General features: G+C 68.5%; 12 protein-coding genes. 8 read left to right on the plus strand and 4 right to left on the minus strand.

Features of this window, described 5'->3' with window-relative positions; translation table 11 throughout:
- Nucleotides 1-13: 13 nt before the first annotated feature.
- Nucleotides 14-781, minus strand: a complete 768-nt coding sequence (locus CBM2588_RS26715; RefSeq protein WP_115683272.1) for an enoyl-CoA hydratase/isomerase family protein — start codon at nucleotides 779-781, stop codon at nucleotides 14-16.
- Nucleotides 774-2,018: a CaiB/BaiF CoA transferase family protein gene (locus tag CBM2588_RS26720; protein WP_115683273.1), complete on the minus strand. Its 1,245-nt coding sequence runs from the start codon at nucleotides 2,016-2,018 to the stop codon at nucleotides 774-776. Before CBM2588_RS26720 ends, CBM2588_RS26715 begins: the two co-directional genes overlap by 8 nt.
- A 158-nt stretch (nucleotides 2,019-2,176) precedes the next feature.
- On the opposite strand from CBM2588_RS26720, the gene CBM2588_RS26725 reads away from it, so the two are divergent.
- From CBM2588_RS26725 to CBM2588_RS26760, 8 genes are all read left to right on the plus strand, one after another.
- Nucleotides 2,177-2,731 (plus strand): hypothetical protein, encoded by a 555-nt coding sequence (locus CBM2588_RS26725; RefSeq protein ID WP_172583715.1) that lies wholly within the window; start codon nucleotides 2,177-2,179, stop codon nucleotides 2,729-2,731.
- 316 nt (nucleotides 2,732-3,047) lie between these two features.
- Nucleotides 3,048-4,457 carry a hypothetical protein gene (locus CBM2588_RS26730; protein ID WP_115683275.1) on the plus strand — a complete coding sequence of 470 codons (1,410 nt, stop codon included), beginning with the start codon at nucleotides 3,048-3,050 and terminating at the stop codon, nucleotides 4,455-4,457.
- 121 nt (nucleotides 4,458-4,578) lie between these two features.
- Nucleotides 4,579-5,559, plus strand: coding sequence for an ABC transporter substrate-binding protein (locus CBM2588_RS26735; RefSeq protein WP_115683277.1), 981 nt, complete (start codon nucleotides 4,579-4,581; stop codon nucleotides 5,557-5,559).
- 248 nt (nucleotides 5,560-5,807) lie between these two features.
- Nucleotides 5,808-6,806, plus strand: coding sequence for a taurine ABC transporter substrate-binding protein (gene tauA / locus CBM2588_RS26740; protein WP_115683279.1), 999 nt, complete (start codon nucleotides 5,808-5,810; stop codon nucleotides 6,804-6,806).
- 84 nt (nucleotides 6,807-6,890) lie between these two features.
- A complete protein-coding gene (locus tag CBM2588_RS26745) occupies nucleotides 6,891-7,667 on the plus strand; it encodes a taurine ABC transporter ATP-binding protein (RefSeq protein ID WP_062804169.1) in 777 nt (258 codons plus the stop codon).
- A 10-nt stretch (nucleotides 7,668-7,677) separates the two neighbouring features.
- Entirely contained in the window at nucleotides 7,678-8,553 is an 876-nt protein-coding gene (locus CBM2588_RS26750) for an ABC transporter permease subunit (RefSeq protein WP_115683281.1), read from the plus strand.
- A 94-nt stretch (nucleotides 8,554-8,647) separates the two neighbouring features.
- A complete protein-coding gene (locus CBM2588_RS26755; RefSeq protein WP_115683282.1) occupies nucleotides 8,648-8,992 on the plus strand; it encodes a hypothetical protein in 345 nt (114 codons plus the stop codon).
- A gap of 99 nt (nucleotides 8,993-9,091) precedes the next feature.
- Nucleotides 9,092-9,811, plus strand: a complete 720-nt coding sequence (locus CBM2588_RS26760) for a ProQ/FinO family protein (protein ID WP_115683283.1) — start codon at nucleotides 9,092-9,094, stop codon at nucleotides 9,809-9,811.
- A 27-nt stretch (nucleotides 9,812-9,838) separates the two neighbouring features.
- On the opposite strand, the gene CBM2588_RS26765 is transcribed toward CBM2588_RS26760, so the two are convergent.
- Nucleotides 9,839-10,978, minus strand: coding sequence for an acyl-CoA dehydrogenase family protein (locus tag CBM2588_RS26765; protein WP_115683284.1), 1,140 nt, complete (start codon nucleotides 10,976-10,978; stop codon nucleotides 9,839-9,841).
- The gene (locus CBM2588_RS26770; protein WP_115683285.1) at nucleotides 10,971-12,188 is read right to left on the minus strand and encodes a CaiB/BaiF CoA transferase family protein; all 1,218 of its coding nucleotides are present in this window, start codon (nucleotides 12,186-12,188) and stop codon (nucleotides 10,971-10,973) included. The genes CBM2588_RS26765 and CBM2588_RS26770 overlap by 8 nt, the downstream gene beginning before the upstream one ends.
- Between the last annotated feature and the right edge of the window lie 79 nt (nucleotides 12,189-12,267).

A 12,267-nucleotide genomic window follows, 5' to 3' on the forward strand; every position in this document is an offset into this window, starting at 1 on the left:
CCATTCTCCTTGCCTACCTGCCAGTCCAGTTCGGCTTGCGTTTTTCGCGGAAGGCGAGCTGCCCCTCGCGCGCGTCCTCGGTCATGGCGAACAGGCCGATCTGGCTTTCCGTGAATGCCATCGACTGCTCGAACGACATGGTGTCGATATGCTTGAGGGTGTAGAGGCCGCGCCGGATCGCCGCGGGCGATTTGTCCATCAGCCGGCGCAGCAGCCAGTCGAGCTTGCCGTCGAGGTCCGCGCTGACATGGTTGACCAGTCCGGCCGCCAGGGCTTCCTGCGCGGACAGCGGCTCGCCACACAGGCAGAGTTCATTGAGCACGCGCCGCGGCACCAGGTGCTGCAGCACGCTCAGCACCTGCGCCGGGAAGACGCCCACCTTGACCTCGGGCAGGCCGAACACCGCCCGATCGCTGGCGACCGCCAGGTCGCACATGGCCATCAGGCCCATGCCGCCGGCCATGCAAGCACCATTGACGCGCGCGACCAGCGGCACATTGGAGCGCCTGGCACGGCGCAGCAGGTCGGCAAGCCGTTGGCCCGGCTGCGCGTAGTCGAACGCAAAGGCCTTGCCACTCTGCAGGTCGGCGCCCGCGCAGAAGGCCTGGTCGCCCGCGCCGGTGATGACCACGGCGCGGATGCCGGGGTCATCATTGGCACGCTCGATCCCGGCGTGCAGCCCGTCCAGTACCGCAGGATTGATGGCGTTGCGGCGCTCGGGCCGGTTGATCGTCAGCCAGAGTACTTCCCCGCGGACTTCGCTCAGGAGTTCTTCATGCATGCTCCGCTCCGGATGGCGCCGCTGCCGGCGGTGCTTGCCGGGAAGCGCCGCACGCCATCAGGCCGTCGATCTCGGCTTCGCTGTAGCCGGCCTCGCGCAGCACCTCGCGGCTATGCTCGCCGAGGGATGGCGCGTGGCGGCGCCGCGCCGGCGGCGTGCCGTGCCATTCGCTGGGCACGGCCATTTCGCGGATGCGGCCCACCGCCGGGTGATCGGCTTCATGGAAGAAGCCAATATCATGCAGGTGCGGGTCATCGAGCAGCGATGCAAAGGTGTGCATGGGAAATACCGGGATATCCGCTTCTTTCAGCAATTGCTGCCATTCCTGCGTGGTGCGCCTGGCCAGTTCGTCGCTGACCATGCCGTAGAGCTCGGTAATGTGTGCCGTGCGGCTGGTGATGTCGGCGAAGCGGGGATCGCTTTCGTACAGCTGCGGCTTGCCGATGACTTCCAGGAAGGCACGCCAGTGGTGGTCGTGGTAGATCAGGCAGCAGACATGTCCGTCCAGCGTCCGGTAAGGCCGGCGCTCGGGCGACAGCAGCCGCGGATAGCCGAATCCGCCCTTGGCCGGCACGAAGGTTTCGCCATAGAGATGGTCGCCCATCACGTAGGGCACCATGGTTTCGAACATCGGCACGTCGACGCGCTGGCCGCGCCCGGTGCGCTCGCGCGCATAGAGGGCGGCGCAGATCACCCCGAAGGCATAGAGCCCCACCGAACGATCCGCGATGGTCAGCGGGAGATAGCGCGGCATGTCGCCGGTTCCCAGCGCGACGGCCTGCGGCAGGCCGGTCGCCGCCTGGATCAGGTCATCGAACGCCGCGTGGGCGGCATAGCGCCCGCGCTGCGAAAAACCGAACATGCCGACATAGAGCAAGCGCGGATTGACCTGCGCCAGCGTCTCGTAGTCCAGGCCCAGGCGCTGCATGGCCTGCGGTCGCACGTTGTAGGCGAGCACGTCCGCGCTCTCGACCAGCCGCAGCAGCGCTTCGCGCCCCTGCGGCGACTTCAGGTCCAGCACGATGCTGCGCTTGTTTCGGTTCAGTCCCAGAAACAGCGGCCCCATCTTGTCCTTGCCACAGGGCCCGATGCCGCGGGTGCTGTCGCCTGCGGGCGGCTCCACCTTGATTACGTCCGCACCCAGGTCGCCAAGCATCTGCGTGGCGGAGGGCCCCATGAATACCGCCGTGATGTCCACAACTTTGACGCCAGCCAGCGCCCCAGTGCCTGTCTCCATCCTTGCTCCTGTCTTGTTTCTATAGTTCTATGTATAGGACTATAGTGAAGGAAGACCGGGGACGCAAGCAGGCGCCACGGCGTTCCGGCGGCAAGAAGGCCTTAGAATCCCCGCTGGCAACCTCTATCAACACCGTGAAAGTCCTTCCCCGCCTGAACATGAAGCAGTTCTCCCTGCTCTGCGCCGCACTGCTGGCCTCCGTTTCCGTCCACGCCGCAACCACCGCGGCCCAGCCCGAGCCGGCCGGCAATATAGCTGCGCCGCTGGGCCTGGAACTGGGCAAGGCCAGATGCTCGCGCCTGTCGCCACCGCACAACCATGCCAAAACCGGCACCTCCGAATGGGCTGGCGGCGATACGGTGGAACTGAAGCACCTGGAGCGCTTCCATCTGCCAGGCCTGTCGCGCGTAGTGCTGAACTGCGATGCGCGGGATGCGGTGGCGCTGATCACCATGACCTTCGAGCGCCCCGCCATGGAAGAAGTGCGCAGGAAACTGGACGAGCGCTATGCCGCCGTGCGCAAGACCGAAGGCGCGGCGGAGAACGGCTACGCCGAATGGAGCGCCGCCAATGGCAGCCTGGAGTTGCTCTACGGGCGCGACAGCAGGCATTTCACCGTGGCTTACTGGGCCAGGGGCGCCAAGGCCCGGTACTTCTCCTACAGCGGCGGCGGCAAAAAGCCCGCGGCCCCGCCACAGCCTGCGCCGCTGTAGCGCGGGTTGCGGCGCGGACCTGCAGAGCCGTGTCGCCAGGCGCTTCCGGGCGTCGAAATCATCACTGCACGACTTTGATGCGCTGGATGATTCCTTTGTATGGAAGGCGCCGTCTCGCCTATGCTGTCCAGTGCGGCAACGAAAAAAAATCCGCGCAGCATCACATGCACTGAAAACAAGAAGGGGCAAGTCCCCACAAGCGGGAAGCGCAGCACGGCTGGCGCTTTCCTGCTTTTGCCTTGGCCTGGTCACGGGGTGAGTCGATCGCACACGAGCTTGTGGGGGCTCGTGGGCGGGATGCGCCGTTGACGACAACATGACAGACCAATTCCTGTTTAGTAAGCCGTTCACGTTTCTCGCCTGCGCCGGCATGACAGAAGTCAGGGACGGCATCGAGGCACTGGAAGCGCTTCCGGGCCACCTGTTCTGGCTGGAGAACGAGGATTTCATCCGCCGGGTCTACGTGCCCGATTTCCTGGAGCAAAGCCGCGTCGCACTCGAGGCCGCGATGCCGGGCGGGCCGGAGCTGATCGACGCCCTCGCGCCCGAGATCCGCCGCAGCCCGGCCGTGCTGCCGGCATTGCGGCAGCTATCCGCGGACCAGGCCGCGCTGGCCCACTCGTACTGCTACTGGGGCTATTGCGCCGATGTGGTCGGGCGCGCCCAGGGCATCCCGCGCAGCGCCATCGCGCGCCAGTTCGAGCGCGCCGCCGCCGCGCGCGACGGCGCACACAAGCTGCAATGGCTGTGTCCATGCTGCGGCGGCCGGGCGCAGTATCAGGTCGATGGTTTGCTGGCATCGCAGCGGCCGGTGCGCCAGGGCGGCTTTTCGCTCGAATGCGCGCATTGCGGACACCAGGAGCGGCTCTATGCCGGCTTCCTGCACGCGGGCCGGCTCGAATGCCGCTGCGCGCTGTGCACCAGTTTTGTCCAGTCGCTGGCCGGCCAGCTGGCGCGGGCCGCGCGCAAGCTGTGCGCCAGCCTGGAAGACTATGCGTGGATGCACGCGGTGGACACCGCCGCGGAAATCGGCGAACTCAAGGAGGCCTCGCTGCAACGGATTGCACACGGGGACAAGCCTTCCGCCAACGCGATGGCGTTTGCGGCAGCAGCCCAGTCCGGCGAGATGCGCGCCATGCCGGAACTGCTCGCCCGCATCGACCCCACGCTGGAGAACCGGCTCGACAAGAACCCCAGGGCCTGGGCGCTCTTGTGCGAGCTGCTGCGCGAAGGCGTGGTCGATAGCGAATGCACCATCTATGACCACGACGGCCGCAAGCACGTGGCGCTTGAAATTGCCTTGCTCGACGACGACCCGGCGCTGGACGGCGGCACCGCGCAGGACTATCTCGCGACCCTGCTGCGCGGCTACCAGCCGGCCGAGCCCGAGGCCTTCGTCGGCTGGCTCAAAGCGCTGAAGCGGCTGCGCCTTTGCACCGGCCGGTTCAATGCGGCCGTCGATGTATCGTGGAAACCCAACCTGGAGCACTGCCGCATCCTGACCGCGCGCTGGCTGCAGGACTCGGCGCCACTGGCGCCATTGGCCGCGTACGGCAGCGCCCCGGGGCCGCTGCCCGCGCAGCGCGCGCGCACCCTGGAACGCCCGGTGTATCTCGACGCCGAACTGGAGGCCGTGCAGCTGCTCAAGTCGCTGGGCTACATCCTGCTCAGTCCGGAGGACATCCGTTCGCAACGGGATCCGGCGGAGTCCACCGGACTCGATTGAGCCCATCCACGGCGGCCCTGGCGCGCCGTGTGCCCGCATATCGAAGCGCGGATTTATTCGTTGGTGCAGGGGCGCGGTCCGCGTACGTTCGGGGGTTCTGACATCGAACGCCCCGAACACCATGACCGCTTCCCGACGCCAGTTCCTGCGCCGCGGCGCCGCTACCACGGCGGCGCTTGCCGCCTGCCCTCTCCTTGAGTTCACCACCTTCGCGGCCGGCCACGCGCACGCACAGGGACGCCCGGTGCTGAAGGCCGGCGACCAGAAGGGCGGCCTGCGCGCCCTGCTGGAGTCCGCCAATGCGCTCGAGGGCCTGGGCTACGACATCCAATGGACTGAATTTCCCGCCGCGGCACCGCTGGCCGAGGCGCTCAACGCGGGCGCCGTCGACAGCGGCCCGATCGGCGACGCGCCGGCCATCTTCGCGCTGGCCGCGGGCACGCGCATCCGGCTGATCGGCGCAAACCGCTCTGACCCCTACGGCACCGCGGTGCTGGTGCGGCCCGACTCGCCACTGCGGCAGGCGGTCGACCTGAAAGGCAAGAGCATCGGCACCAACCGCGGCTCGATCGGGCACCTGATCGCGCTCAAGGCGCTGGAATCGGCCGGACTGAAGCCGGAAGACGCCAACCTGCGCTTCCTGCCGCCCGCGGATGCCAAGCTGGCGCTGAGCAGCGGCTCGATCGATGCCTGGGCCACGTGGGAGCCGTATACCGCGATGGCCGAAACCAGCCAGCACGCGCGCGTGCTGGTCAACGGCCGCGGGCTGTGGTCCGGCCTCAGCTACCTGGCCGCGACCGATGCCGCGCTGGCAAACAAGCGCGCGGTGCTGCAGGACTTCCTGCACCGCGTGGTACGCGCGCAGCAATGGTCCTACCAGCATGTGCCGGAGTTCTCGGCGACGCTGGCCCGCATCATCGGCATCTCGCCGCAGGCGGCGCGGCTGCAGTTCGAGCGGCGCCGCACGCAGTGGCGCGGCATCGACGCAGAGCTGATCGCCGAGCAGCAGCGCACCGCCGATTTCTACCTGAAGGCCGGCCTGCTCAGGCAGCGGCTCGATGTGCGCCAGACCTTCGACTCCGGGTTCTCCCTGAGCGCCTGAGCGCCCGCGCCTGGCGCGTTGCCGCCGCAAGTGGCGCTGGCGCGATCCCGGCACCGGCCGCGGCCGGTACAGGAATTCCATGATTGACGCAGCCCCGCGCCACCGCTCCCCGCGGTCCGGCGCGGCCTGCGCGCGCGCGGCCGGTTCTGGCCCCACCGAATTCCGGCAACTGGTCCTATAGGCCCGGAATCGGGCTCACCTATAAAGCCGTGACCCCCAAACCCATTTCTCATCCGAGGAGCACAACCATGCGGTGGATCAAGCAGATTGCGATGTATTTCGCGCTGGCGGCGGCGCTGGTGCCGGCCGCACATGCCCAAAGCAAGAATGTAGTGATTGCTTACCAGGACATGGTCGTGCCCTGGCGCTATGCGCAGGACATGAAGGAGCTGGAAAAGCAGACCGGCTACACGATCTCGTTCCGGCAGTTCGGCGGCGGCGGCGATGTAATCCGCGCCATGGCCTCGGGCCAGATCGCCATCGGCGAAGCCGGCACCTCGCCGATCGCCTCGGCACTGTCGCAAGGACTCGATGTCGAGCTGTTCTGGATCCTGGACGACATCAACGCGGCCGAGGCCATGGTCGCGCGCAACGGCAGCAAGATCGCCAGCGTTGCCGACCTGAAGGGCAAGCGCATCGGCGTGCCGTTCGTGTCGACCACGCACTACCACACGCTGGTCGCGCTGGAGCGCGCGAAGATCAATCCGAAGGACGTGCGCATCGTCAATATGCGCCCGCCCGAGGTCGCCGCAGCCTGGGAGCGCGGCGACATCGACGCCACCTTTATCTGGGATCCGGTGCTGGCCAAGCTCAAGCAGTCCGGCACGGTGCTGACCACCTCGGGACAGATTGCCGCCGACACCGGCAAGGCGACCTTCGACGGCATGATCGCCAACAAGAAGTTCGCGCGCGAGAACCCCGAGTTCATGGTCAAGCTGGTGCGCGTGCTGGCCGCGGCGGATGAGAACTACCGCAAGAACAAGGCGTCATGGACCGCGGACTCGCCCATGGTGAAGGCCGTGGCCAAGGTCTCCGGCGCCAAGCCCGAGACCGTGCCGGCCAGCATGGCGCTGTACAGCTTTCCCACGCTGCAGGAGCAGGTCTCGGAGCGCTGGCTCGGCGGCGGCGCGGCGCGCGCGCTGCAGTCGGCGGCGCAGTTCCTCAAGGAGCAGGGCACCATCCAGACCGTGCTGCCGGACTACGGCCCCGGCGTCAACGCGGAATGGGCAAAGCGGGCGCTGCGCTGACCCCGGCCCCCAAGTCGCTGAAGCTGGCCGCCGCGCCCCCTGTTGCATGCGGCGGTCCCGTAGATCCTGTTGCGGAAGCCCATCATGTACCAACTCGAAATCGATAATGTCAGTGTCAACTACGGCACGGCCGGCGGCGCGAAGACGCTGGCACTGTCGCAGGTCAACCTCACCATGGAGCGCGGCGATTTCGTGGTCGCGCTGGGTGCCTCGGGCTGCGGCAAGACCACCCTGCTGTCATGCATTGCAGGCTTCATGGAGCCGTCGGAGGGCGAGATCCGGCTGAGCGGCAAGCCCGTGCACGGCCCCGGCGCCGAGCGCGGCGTGGTGTTCCAGAAGCACGCGCTGATGCCGTGGCTCAGCGTCGAGGACAACGTCGCGCTGGGCCTGCGCCTGCGCGGCGTCAACCGTGCCGAGCGGCTGCGCATCGCCCATGAGAAGCTGGCCGCGGTGGGACTGGAAAGCGTCGCCGCCAAGCCGGTCTACCAGCTCTCGGGCGGCATGCAGCAGCGCGTGGGGATTGCCCGCGCGCTCGCCTGCGATCCGGCGGTGATGCTGATGGACGAGCCGCTGGGCGCGCTCGACGCGCTCACGCGCGAGTCGATCCAGGCGCTGATCCTGAAGCTGTGGGCGCGCGAGCAGAAGATCGTCTTCTTCATCACGCACAGCGTGGAAGAGGCGCTGTTCCTGGCCACGCGGCTGATCGTGATGACGCCCTCGCCCGGACGCATCGCCCACACCTATGAACTGCCGTTCGCACGCCGCTTCATCGAATGCGGCGACGCCCGCGCGGTCAAGTCCGACCCGGAGTTCATCCGCTACCGCGAAGAGATCGTCGACCTGATCCATGCCACCGCCTGAGGAGAAGCAGATGTCCGCTACCGTCCAACGCATCGAGCCGCCGCCGCATGCCCCCGCGGCGTCCGCGGCCGCACCAAGCCGCCCCATGAAGACCGTGTCGGGCTACCGCCTGCCTGGCGAAGGGTCCAGCTCGCGCATTTCCACCATCACCGTGGTGCTGCTGCTGGCGCTGTGGTGGCTGGCCAGCCACCTGCGCTGGCTGCCGCCGCTGTTCCTGCCCACGCCCGAGTCGATCTTCACCGCCTTTATCGATGCCTGGCAGGGCAACCTGCAGGGCGGCCAGCCGCTGACCGAGCATTTCGCGGCGAGCATGCTGCGCGTGTTCGGCGCCTTCGCGCTGGCGGTCGCCACCGCGGTGCCGATCGGCGTGATGATGGGCGTGTCGCGCATCGCCCGCGGCATCTTCGATCCGCCGATCGAGTTCTACCGCCCGCTGCCGCCGCTGGCCTACCTGCCGCTGATCGTGATCTGGTTCGGCATCGACGAGACCTCCAAGGTGCTGCTGATCTTCCTGGCCTGCTTCGCGCCGCTGGCGATGTCGGCGCAGGCAGGGGTGCGCTCGGTCACGATCGAGCAGATCAACGCCGCCTATTCGATGGGCGCGAGCCCGTGGCAGGTGGTGCGCCATGTGGTGATCCCGGCGGCGCTGCCCGATATCCTGACCGGCATGCGCATCGCCATCGGCTTCGGCTGGACCACGCTGGTCGCCGCCGAGATGGTCGCGGCCACGGCCGGGCTGGGCCAGATGGTGCTCAATGCCTCCAACTTCCTGCGCACCGACGTGGTGATCATGGGCATCGTGCTGATCGGGCTGATCGCCTATGTGTTCGACCTGCTGATGCGCAAGCTGGCCAAGTGGCTGGTGCCCTGGAAGGGCAGGATGTGATGCCGGCGGCCCCGCGGCAAGCCTGCGGGGCCGTTGCGCTGTAACATGGCGGGGACCTCGCCGGCCGTGGCCCGGCGACTCCTGCAAGCCCGCCATGAACCGCTGCCCTTCCCTCTCCCCCCTCGCCCGCCTTTGCGTGGTCGCAGCCGGCCTGCTCAGCCTGGGCAGCGCCCGGGCCACCGATATCGATTGCGACCCGTCCGCCAGACCGGCCGTCGCCACCCAGGCGCAGCGGCTGGTCTGCGAATCCGCGCTGTTTTCCATGGGCTACCAGCGCATTTACGCCGACCAGCAACGGCTGCTCAAGGCGGGCGCCATCACCGACGCAGACATCGCCGCGTTCCGAAACAAGCGTGACCGTTGCGACACGGCCGCCTGCCTGGACGCCGTGTTCCGGGAGTGGCGGGCCTTCGCGGCCCAGGCCCGCGCCAGGCCGTAGGCGCCGTGTGCTGCGCCCGCTGCAAAAGCCGCCCGACGCCGCCGGGTATGCCCCCCTCCCGGCCTTGATACAATCCCGGTTCACACAACGGCAGACATCATGGGCTTCGAACAACTGGCAGCACTCAGGGACCAACTCGCCAAGAAGGCGGCCGCCGAATCCAGGAAGGGCGAGCGCAAGGGCCCGCGCCAAGGCGCGACCGGCGGCGCCACCGGCGACGCATCGAAGGGCACGTCCAAGGGCGCATCCAAGGGCGCGCCGAAGCGCCCCCGTGACGGCGAGCGTGCCGGCGCCGGCGCGGACACGCCCGCGGGCGCCAAGGGCCGCCGCGCGGCGCCTGCCGCGGCGCCGGCCAAGCAGGTCGATCCGGTGGTGCATTCCATTGCCCGGCTGCAGAAGCACTTCCCCAAGGCCTTCCCCAAGAACCCGGCACCCAAGGTGCCGCTGAAGATCGGCACCTTCGAAGACCTGACCCAGCACGCCGGCAAGCTCGGCCTGGACGAGGCCGAGCTGCGCGAGGCAATCCGCACGTGGTGCAGCGGCGCGCGCTACTGGTCGTGCATGGTGGAAGGCGCCAAGCGGCTGGACCTGGATGGCAACGAGGCCGGCGTGGTCACGCTGGCGGATGCCAAGCGCGCCCAGCAACTGAAGGCGCGCCGCGCCGGCGCCGCACGCCAGAAGGCCAAGGCTGCAGCGCCTGCAGCGACAGCCGCTCCTGCAGCTCCTGCCGCGCCGGCCGCGGCGGAGTCGAACGAGGCGCCTGGCGAGGCGCAGGCACCGGCAACGCCGGCTACGCCTGATACCCCGGAAACGCCCTGATCCGCGCCGCCGGCCGTCCGGCGGCGCCTATCCGAGCACCGCGCGCGCGATCACCGTCCGCTGGATTTCCGACGAGCCCTCGTAGATGCGCAGGATGCGCGCATCGCGCACCAGGCGCTCCAGCGGCATTTCGCGCGTGAAGCCGTAGCCGCCGTGGATCTGCAGCGCGGCATCGGTGACGAATCCCACCATCTCCGAGGCATAGAGCTTGGCCATCGACGCCTGCTCGGTAAAGGGCTCGCCGTCGCGACGCCGCGCCGCGGCCTGCAGCGTCAGCAGCCAGGCTGCCTCCAGCCGCGTGCGCATGTCCGCGAACATCCATTGCAGGCCCTGCTTGCGCGCCAGCGGCTCGCCGCCCACCTGGCGCTGCCGGGCCCAGTCCACGGCGCAGGCCAGCGCGGCCTCGGCAATGCCGAGGCTGGTGGCAGCAACGTCGAGCCGGCTGTTGTCGAGTACCTTCATCGCGGTGCGGAATCCCGTGCCCTCCGGCCCGAGCCGGTTGGCGGCGGGCACGAAGCAGTCGAGCGCCACCTCATGGGCCGGGGCGCCGTGGATGCCCATCAGTTTCTCGGCTGGCGCCACCTGCACGCCGTCGCTGCGGCGGTCCACCACGAAGGCGCTGATGCCGCGCGTGCCCGCCGCCGGGTCGGTCTTGGCATAGACCACGATAAAGTCCGCCGCGTCGGCGTTGGAGATAAAGTGCTTGACCCCGCGCAGCCGGTAGCCATCGCCTTCCGGCATGGCGCGCGTGGCCATGTCGGCCGGGTTGGACCCGGCGCGCGGCTCGGTCAGCGCGAAGGCGCCCAGCCGCGTGCCGGCCGCCGCGTCGGGCAGGTAGCGTGCACGCTGGCTGTCGTCGCCGCCGATCAGGATGGAATCGGTGGCCAGGTAGTGCGCGCCGAGCATCGATGACGTCGACGCGCAGGCCTTGGCAACCTCCACCAGCGACAGGATCAGCGCCACCGGCGAAGTTTCCGTGCCGCCCCAGCGTTCCGGCAGGTTCATCCCCATCAGGCCGAGTTCGGCCAGTTGCGGCACATAGCGCGTGGTGGACGTTTCCGCGCGGTCCACTTCGGCCGCCTTTGGCGCCAGTTCGCTCTGCGCGAAGCGGCCGATGGCATCGGCGATTTCCAGGTCGCCCGGCTCGACGCCCAAACGTTTAAGCATGTTGTGTCTCCTTGCTGAAATCGTGCGCGGCCAGGATGGCCCCGGTGTGCTGCCCCAACTCAGGCGCGGGCGTGACACGGTTGGGGCCATAGCCCGAGAACTTCACCGGCTGCGACGGCAGCCGCACCGTGCTTCCATCCGGCCCGGCCACTTCGGTCAGCAGGCCGCGATGGACGGCCTGTTCGCTCTCCAGCGCCTGCCTGACATTGCGGATCGGCGCGACCGGAATGCCCGCCGCGCCCAGCAGGCGGTTCACCTCGGCGACGGAGCGGCCTGACGACCATGCTTCCAGGCCCGCGCGCAGCGCGGGCTCGAAGCGGCAGCGCGATTCGTCATCGGCAAAGCGCGGGTCGTGCGCCATCTCCGGACAGCCGATGGTCTCGGCCAGCGTGTGGAACAGCTTGTTGTTGAGCACCGCCACCACGTAGAAGCCATCCGCGGCGCGGTACACGCCAAACGGCGCGGACGAGGGATGGCGGTTGCCCACCCGTTGCGGCGCCCGCCCGGTGGCGGCATAGCGCGCCACCAGGGTCGCGCTCAGGCTCAGCGTGGCGTCGAACATCGACACATCGACATGCGTGCCGCGCCCGTTCTTTGCGCGCGCCAGCAGCGCGGCCAGCACGCCCCATGAGGCGAAGAGCCCGCTGACCGCATCGGAGACCGCCTCGCCAAGCATGGTCGGCGCGCCGTCCGGCGCGCCGGTGGCGTCCATCAGCCCGCACATCGCCTGCAGGATGATGTCGTAGGCCGGCCGGTGCGATTCCGGCCCGGTCTGGCCGAAGCCCGACACGCTGGCGTAGACCAGCGACGGATTCAGGGCCCGCAGCGCCTCGTAGCCGATGCCGAGCTTGTCCGCCACGCCAGGGCGGAAGTTCTCCACCACCACGTCGGCGCGCTCGCACAGCTTGCGCGCCAGTTCCAGCCCCGCTGCGGTCTTCAGGTCGATGACGATGCTCTGCTTGTTGCGGTTCATCGCCGCGAACAACCCGCTCCTGCCATCGACGAAGGGCCCGACGGCGCGGTAGTCGTCGCCGCCCGGCGGCTCGACCTTGATCACCTCGGCGCCGAGGTCGCCCAGCAGCGCCGTGCAGTAAGGGCCGGCCAGCACCCGCGAAAAGTCGATCACGCGGATGCCGGCCAGCGGCAGGTCGGAATGGTTGGAATCGCTGGAAGGGTCCAAGGCTTGCTCCTCGATGGCTTGCAAGCGCATGGGCTTGCGTTTCAGTGCCTAGATTCTGCGCAGCGCAAGCTATCAAGTAAAATATGGAATTCGACTAGCGCCTATAGGA

Source organism: Cupriavidus taiwanensis (assembly GCF_900250075.1).
Lineage (GTDB): Bacteria > Pseudomonadota > Gammaproteobacteria > Burkholderiales > Burkholderiaceae > Cupriavidus > Cupriavidus taiwanensis_C.

Excerpts from the sequence above, each read along its gene's own strand:
- CBM2588_RS26715 (WP_115683272.1), bottom strand. The coding sequence starts at position 781 with ATGCATGAAGAACTCCTGAGCGAAGTCCGCGGGGAAGTACTCTGGCTG.
- CBM2588_RS26720 (WP_115683273.1), bottom strand. The coding sequence starts at position 2,018 with ATGGAGACAGGCACTGGGGCGCTGGCTGGCGTCAAAGTTGTGGACATC.
- CBM2588_RS26725 (WP_172583715.1), top strand. The coding sequence starts at position 2,177 with ATGAAGCAGTTCTCCCTGCTCTGCGCCGCACTGCTGGCCTCCGTTTCC.
- CBM2588_RS26730 (WP_115683275.1), top strand. The coding sequence starts at position 3,048 with ATGACAGACCAATTCCTGTTTAGTAAGCCGTTCACGTTTCTCGCCTGC.
- CBM2588_RS26735 (WP_115683277.1), top strand. The coding sequence starts at position 4,579 with ATGACCGCTTCCCGACGCCAGTTCCTGCGCCGCGGCGCCGCTACCACG.
- tauA (WP_115683279.1), top strand. The coding sequence starts at position 5,808 with ATGCGGTGGATCAAGCAGATTGCGATGTATTTCGCGCTGGCGGCGGCG.
- CBM2588_RS26745 (WP_062804169.1), top strand. The coding sequence starts at position 6,891 with ATGTACCAACTCGAAATCGATAATGTCAGTGTCAACTACGGCACGGCC.
- CBM2588_RS26750 (WP_115683281.1), top strand. The coding sequence starts at position 7,678 with ATGTCCGCTACCGTCCAACGCATCGAGCCGCCGCCGCATGCCCCCGCG.
- CBM2588_RS26755 (WP_115683282.1), top strand. The coding sequence starts at position 8,648 with ATGAACCGCTGCCCTTCCCTCTCCCCCCTCGCCCGCCTTTGCGTGGTC.
- CBM2588_RS26760 (WP_115683283.1), top strand. The coding sequence starts at position 9,092 with ATGGGCTTCGAACAACTGGCAGCACTCAGGGACCAACTCGCCAAGAAG.
- CBM2588_RS26765 (WP_115683284.1), bottom strand. The coding sequence starts at position 10,978 with ATGCTTAAACGTTTGGGCGTCGAGCCGGGCGACCTGGAAATCGCCGAT.
- CBM2588_RS26770 (WP_115683285.1), bottom strand. The coding sequence starts at position 12,188 with ATGCGCTTGCAAGCCATCGAGGAGCAAGCCTTGGACCCTTCCAGCGAT.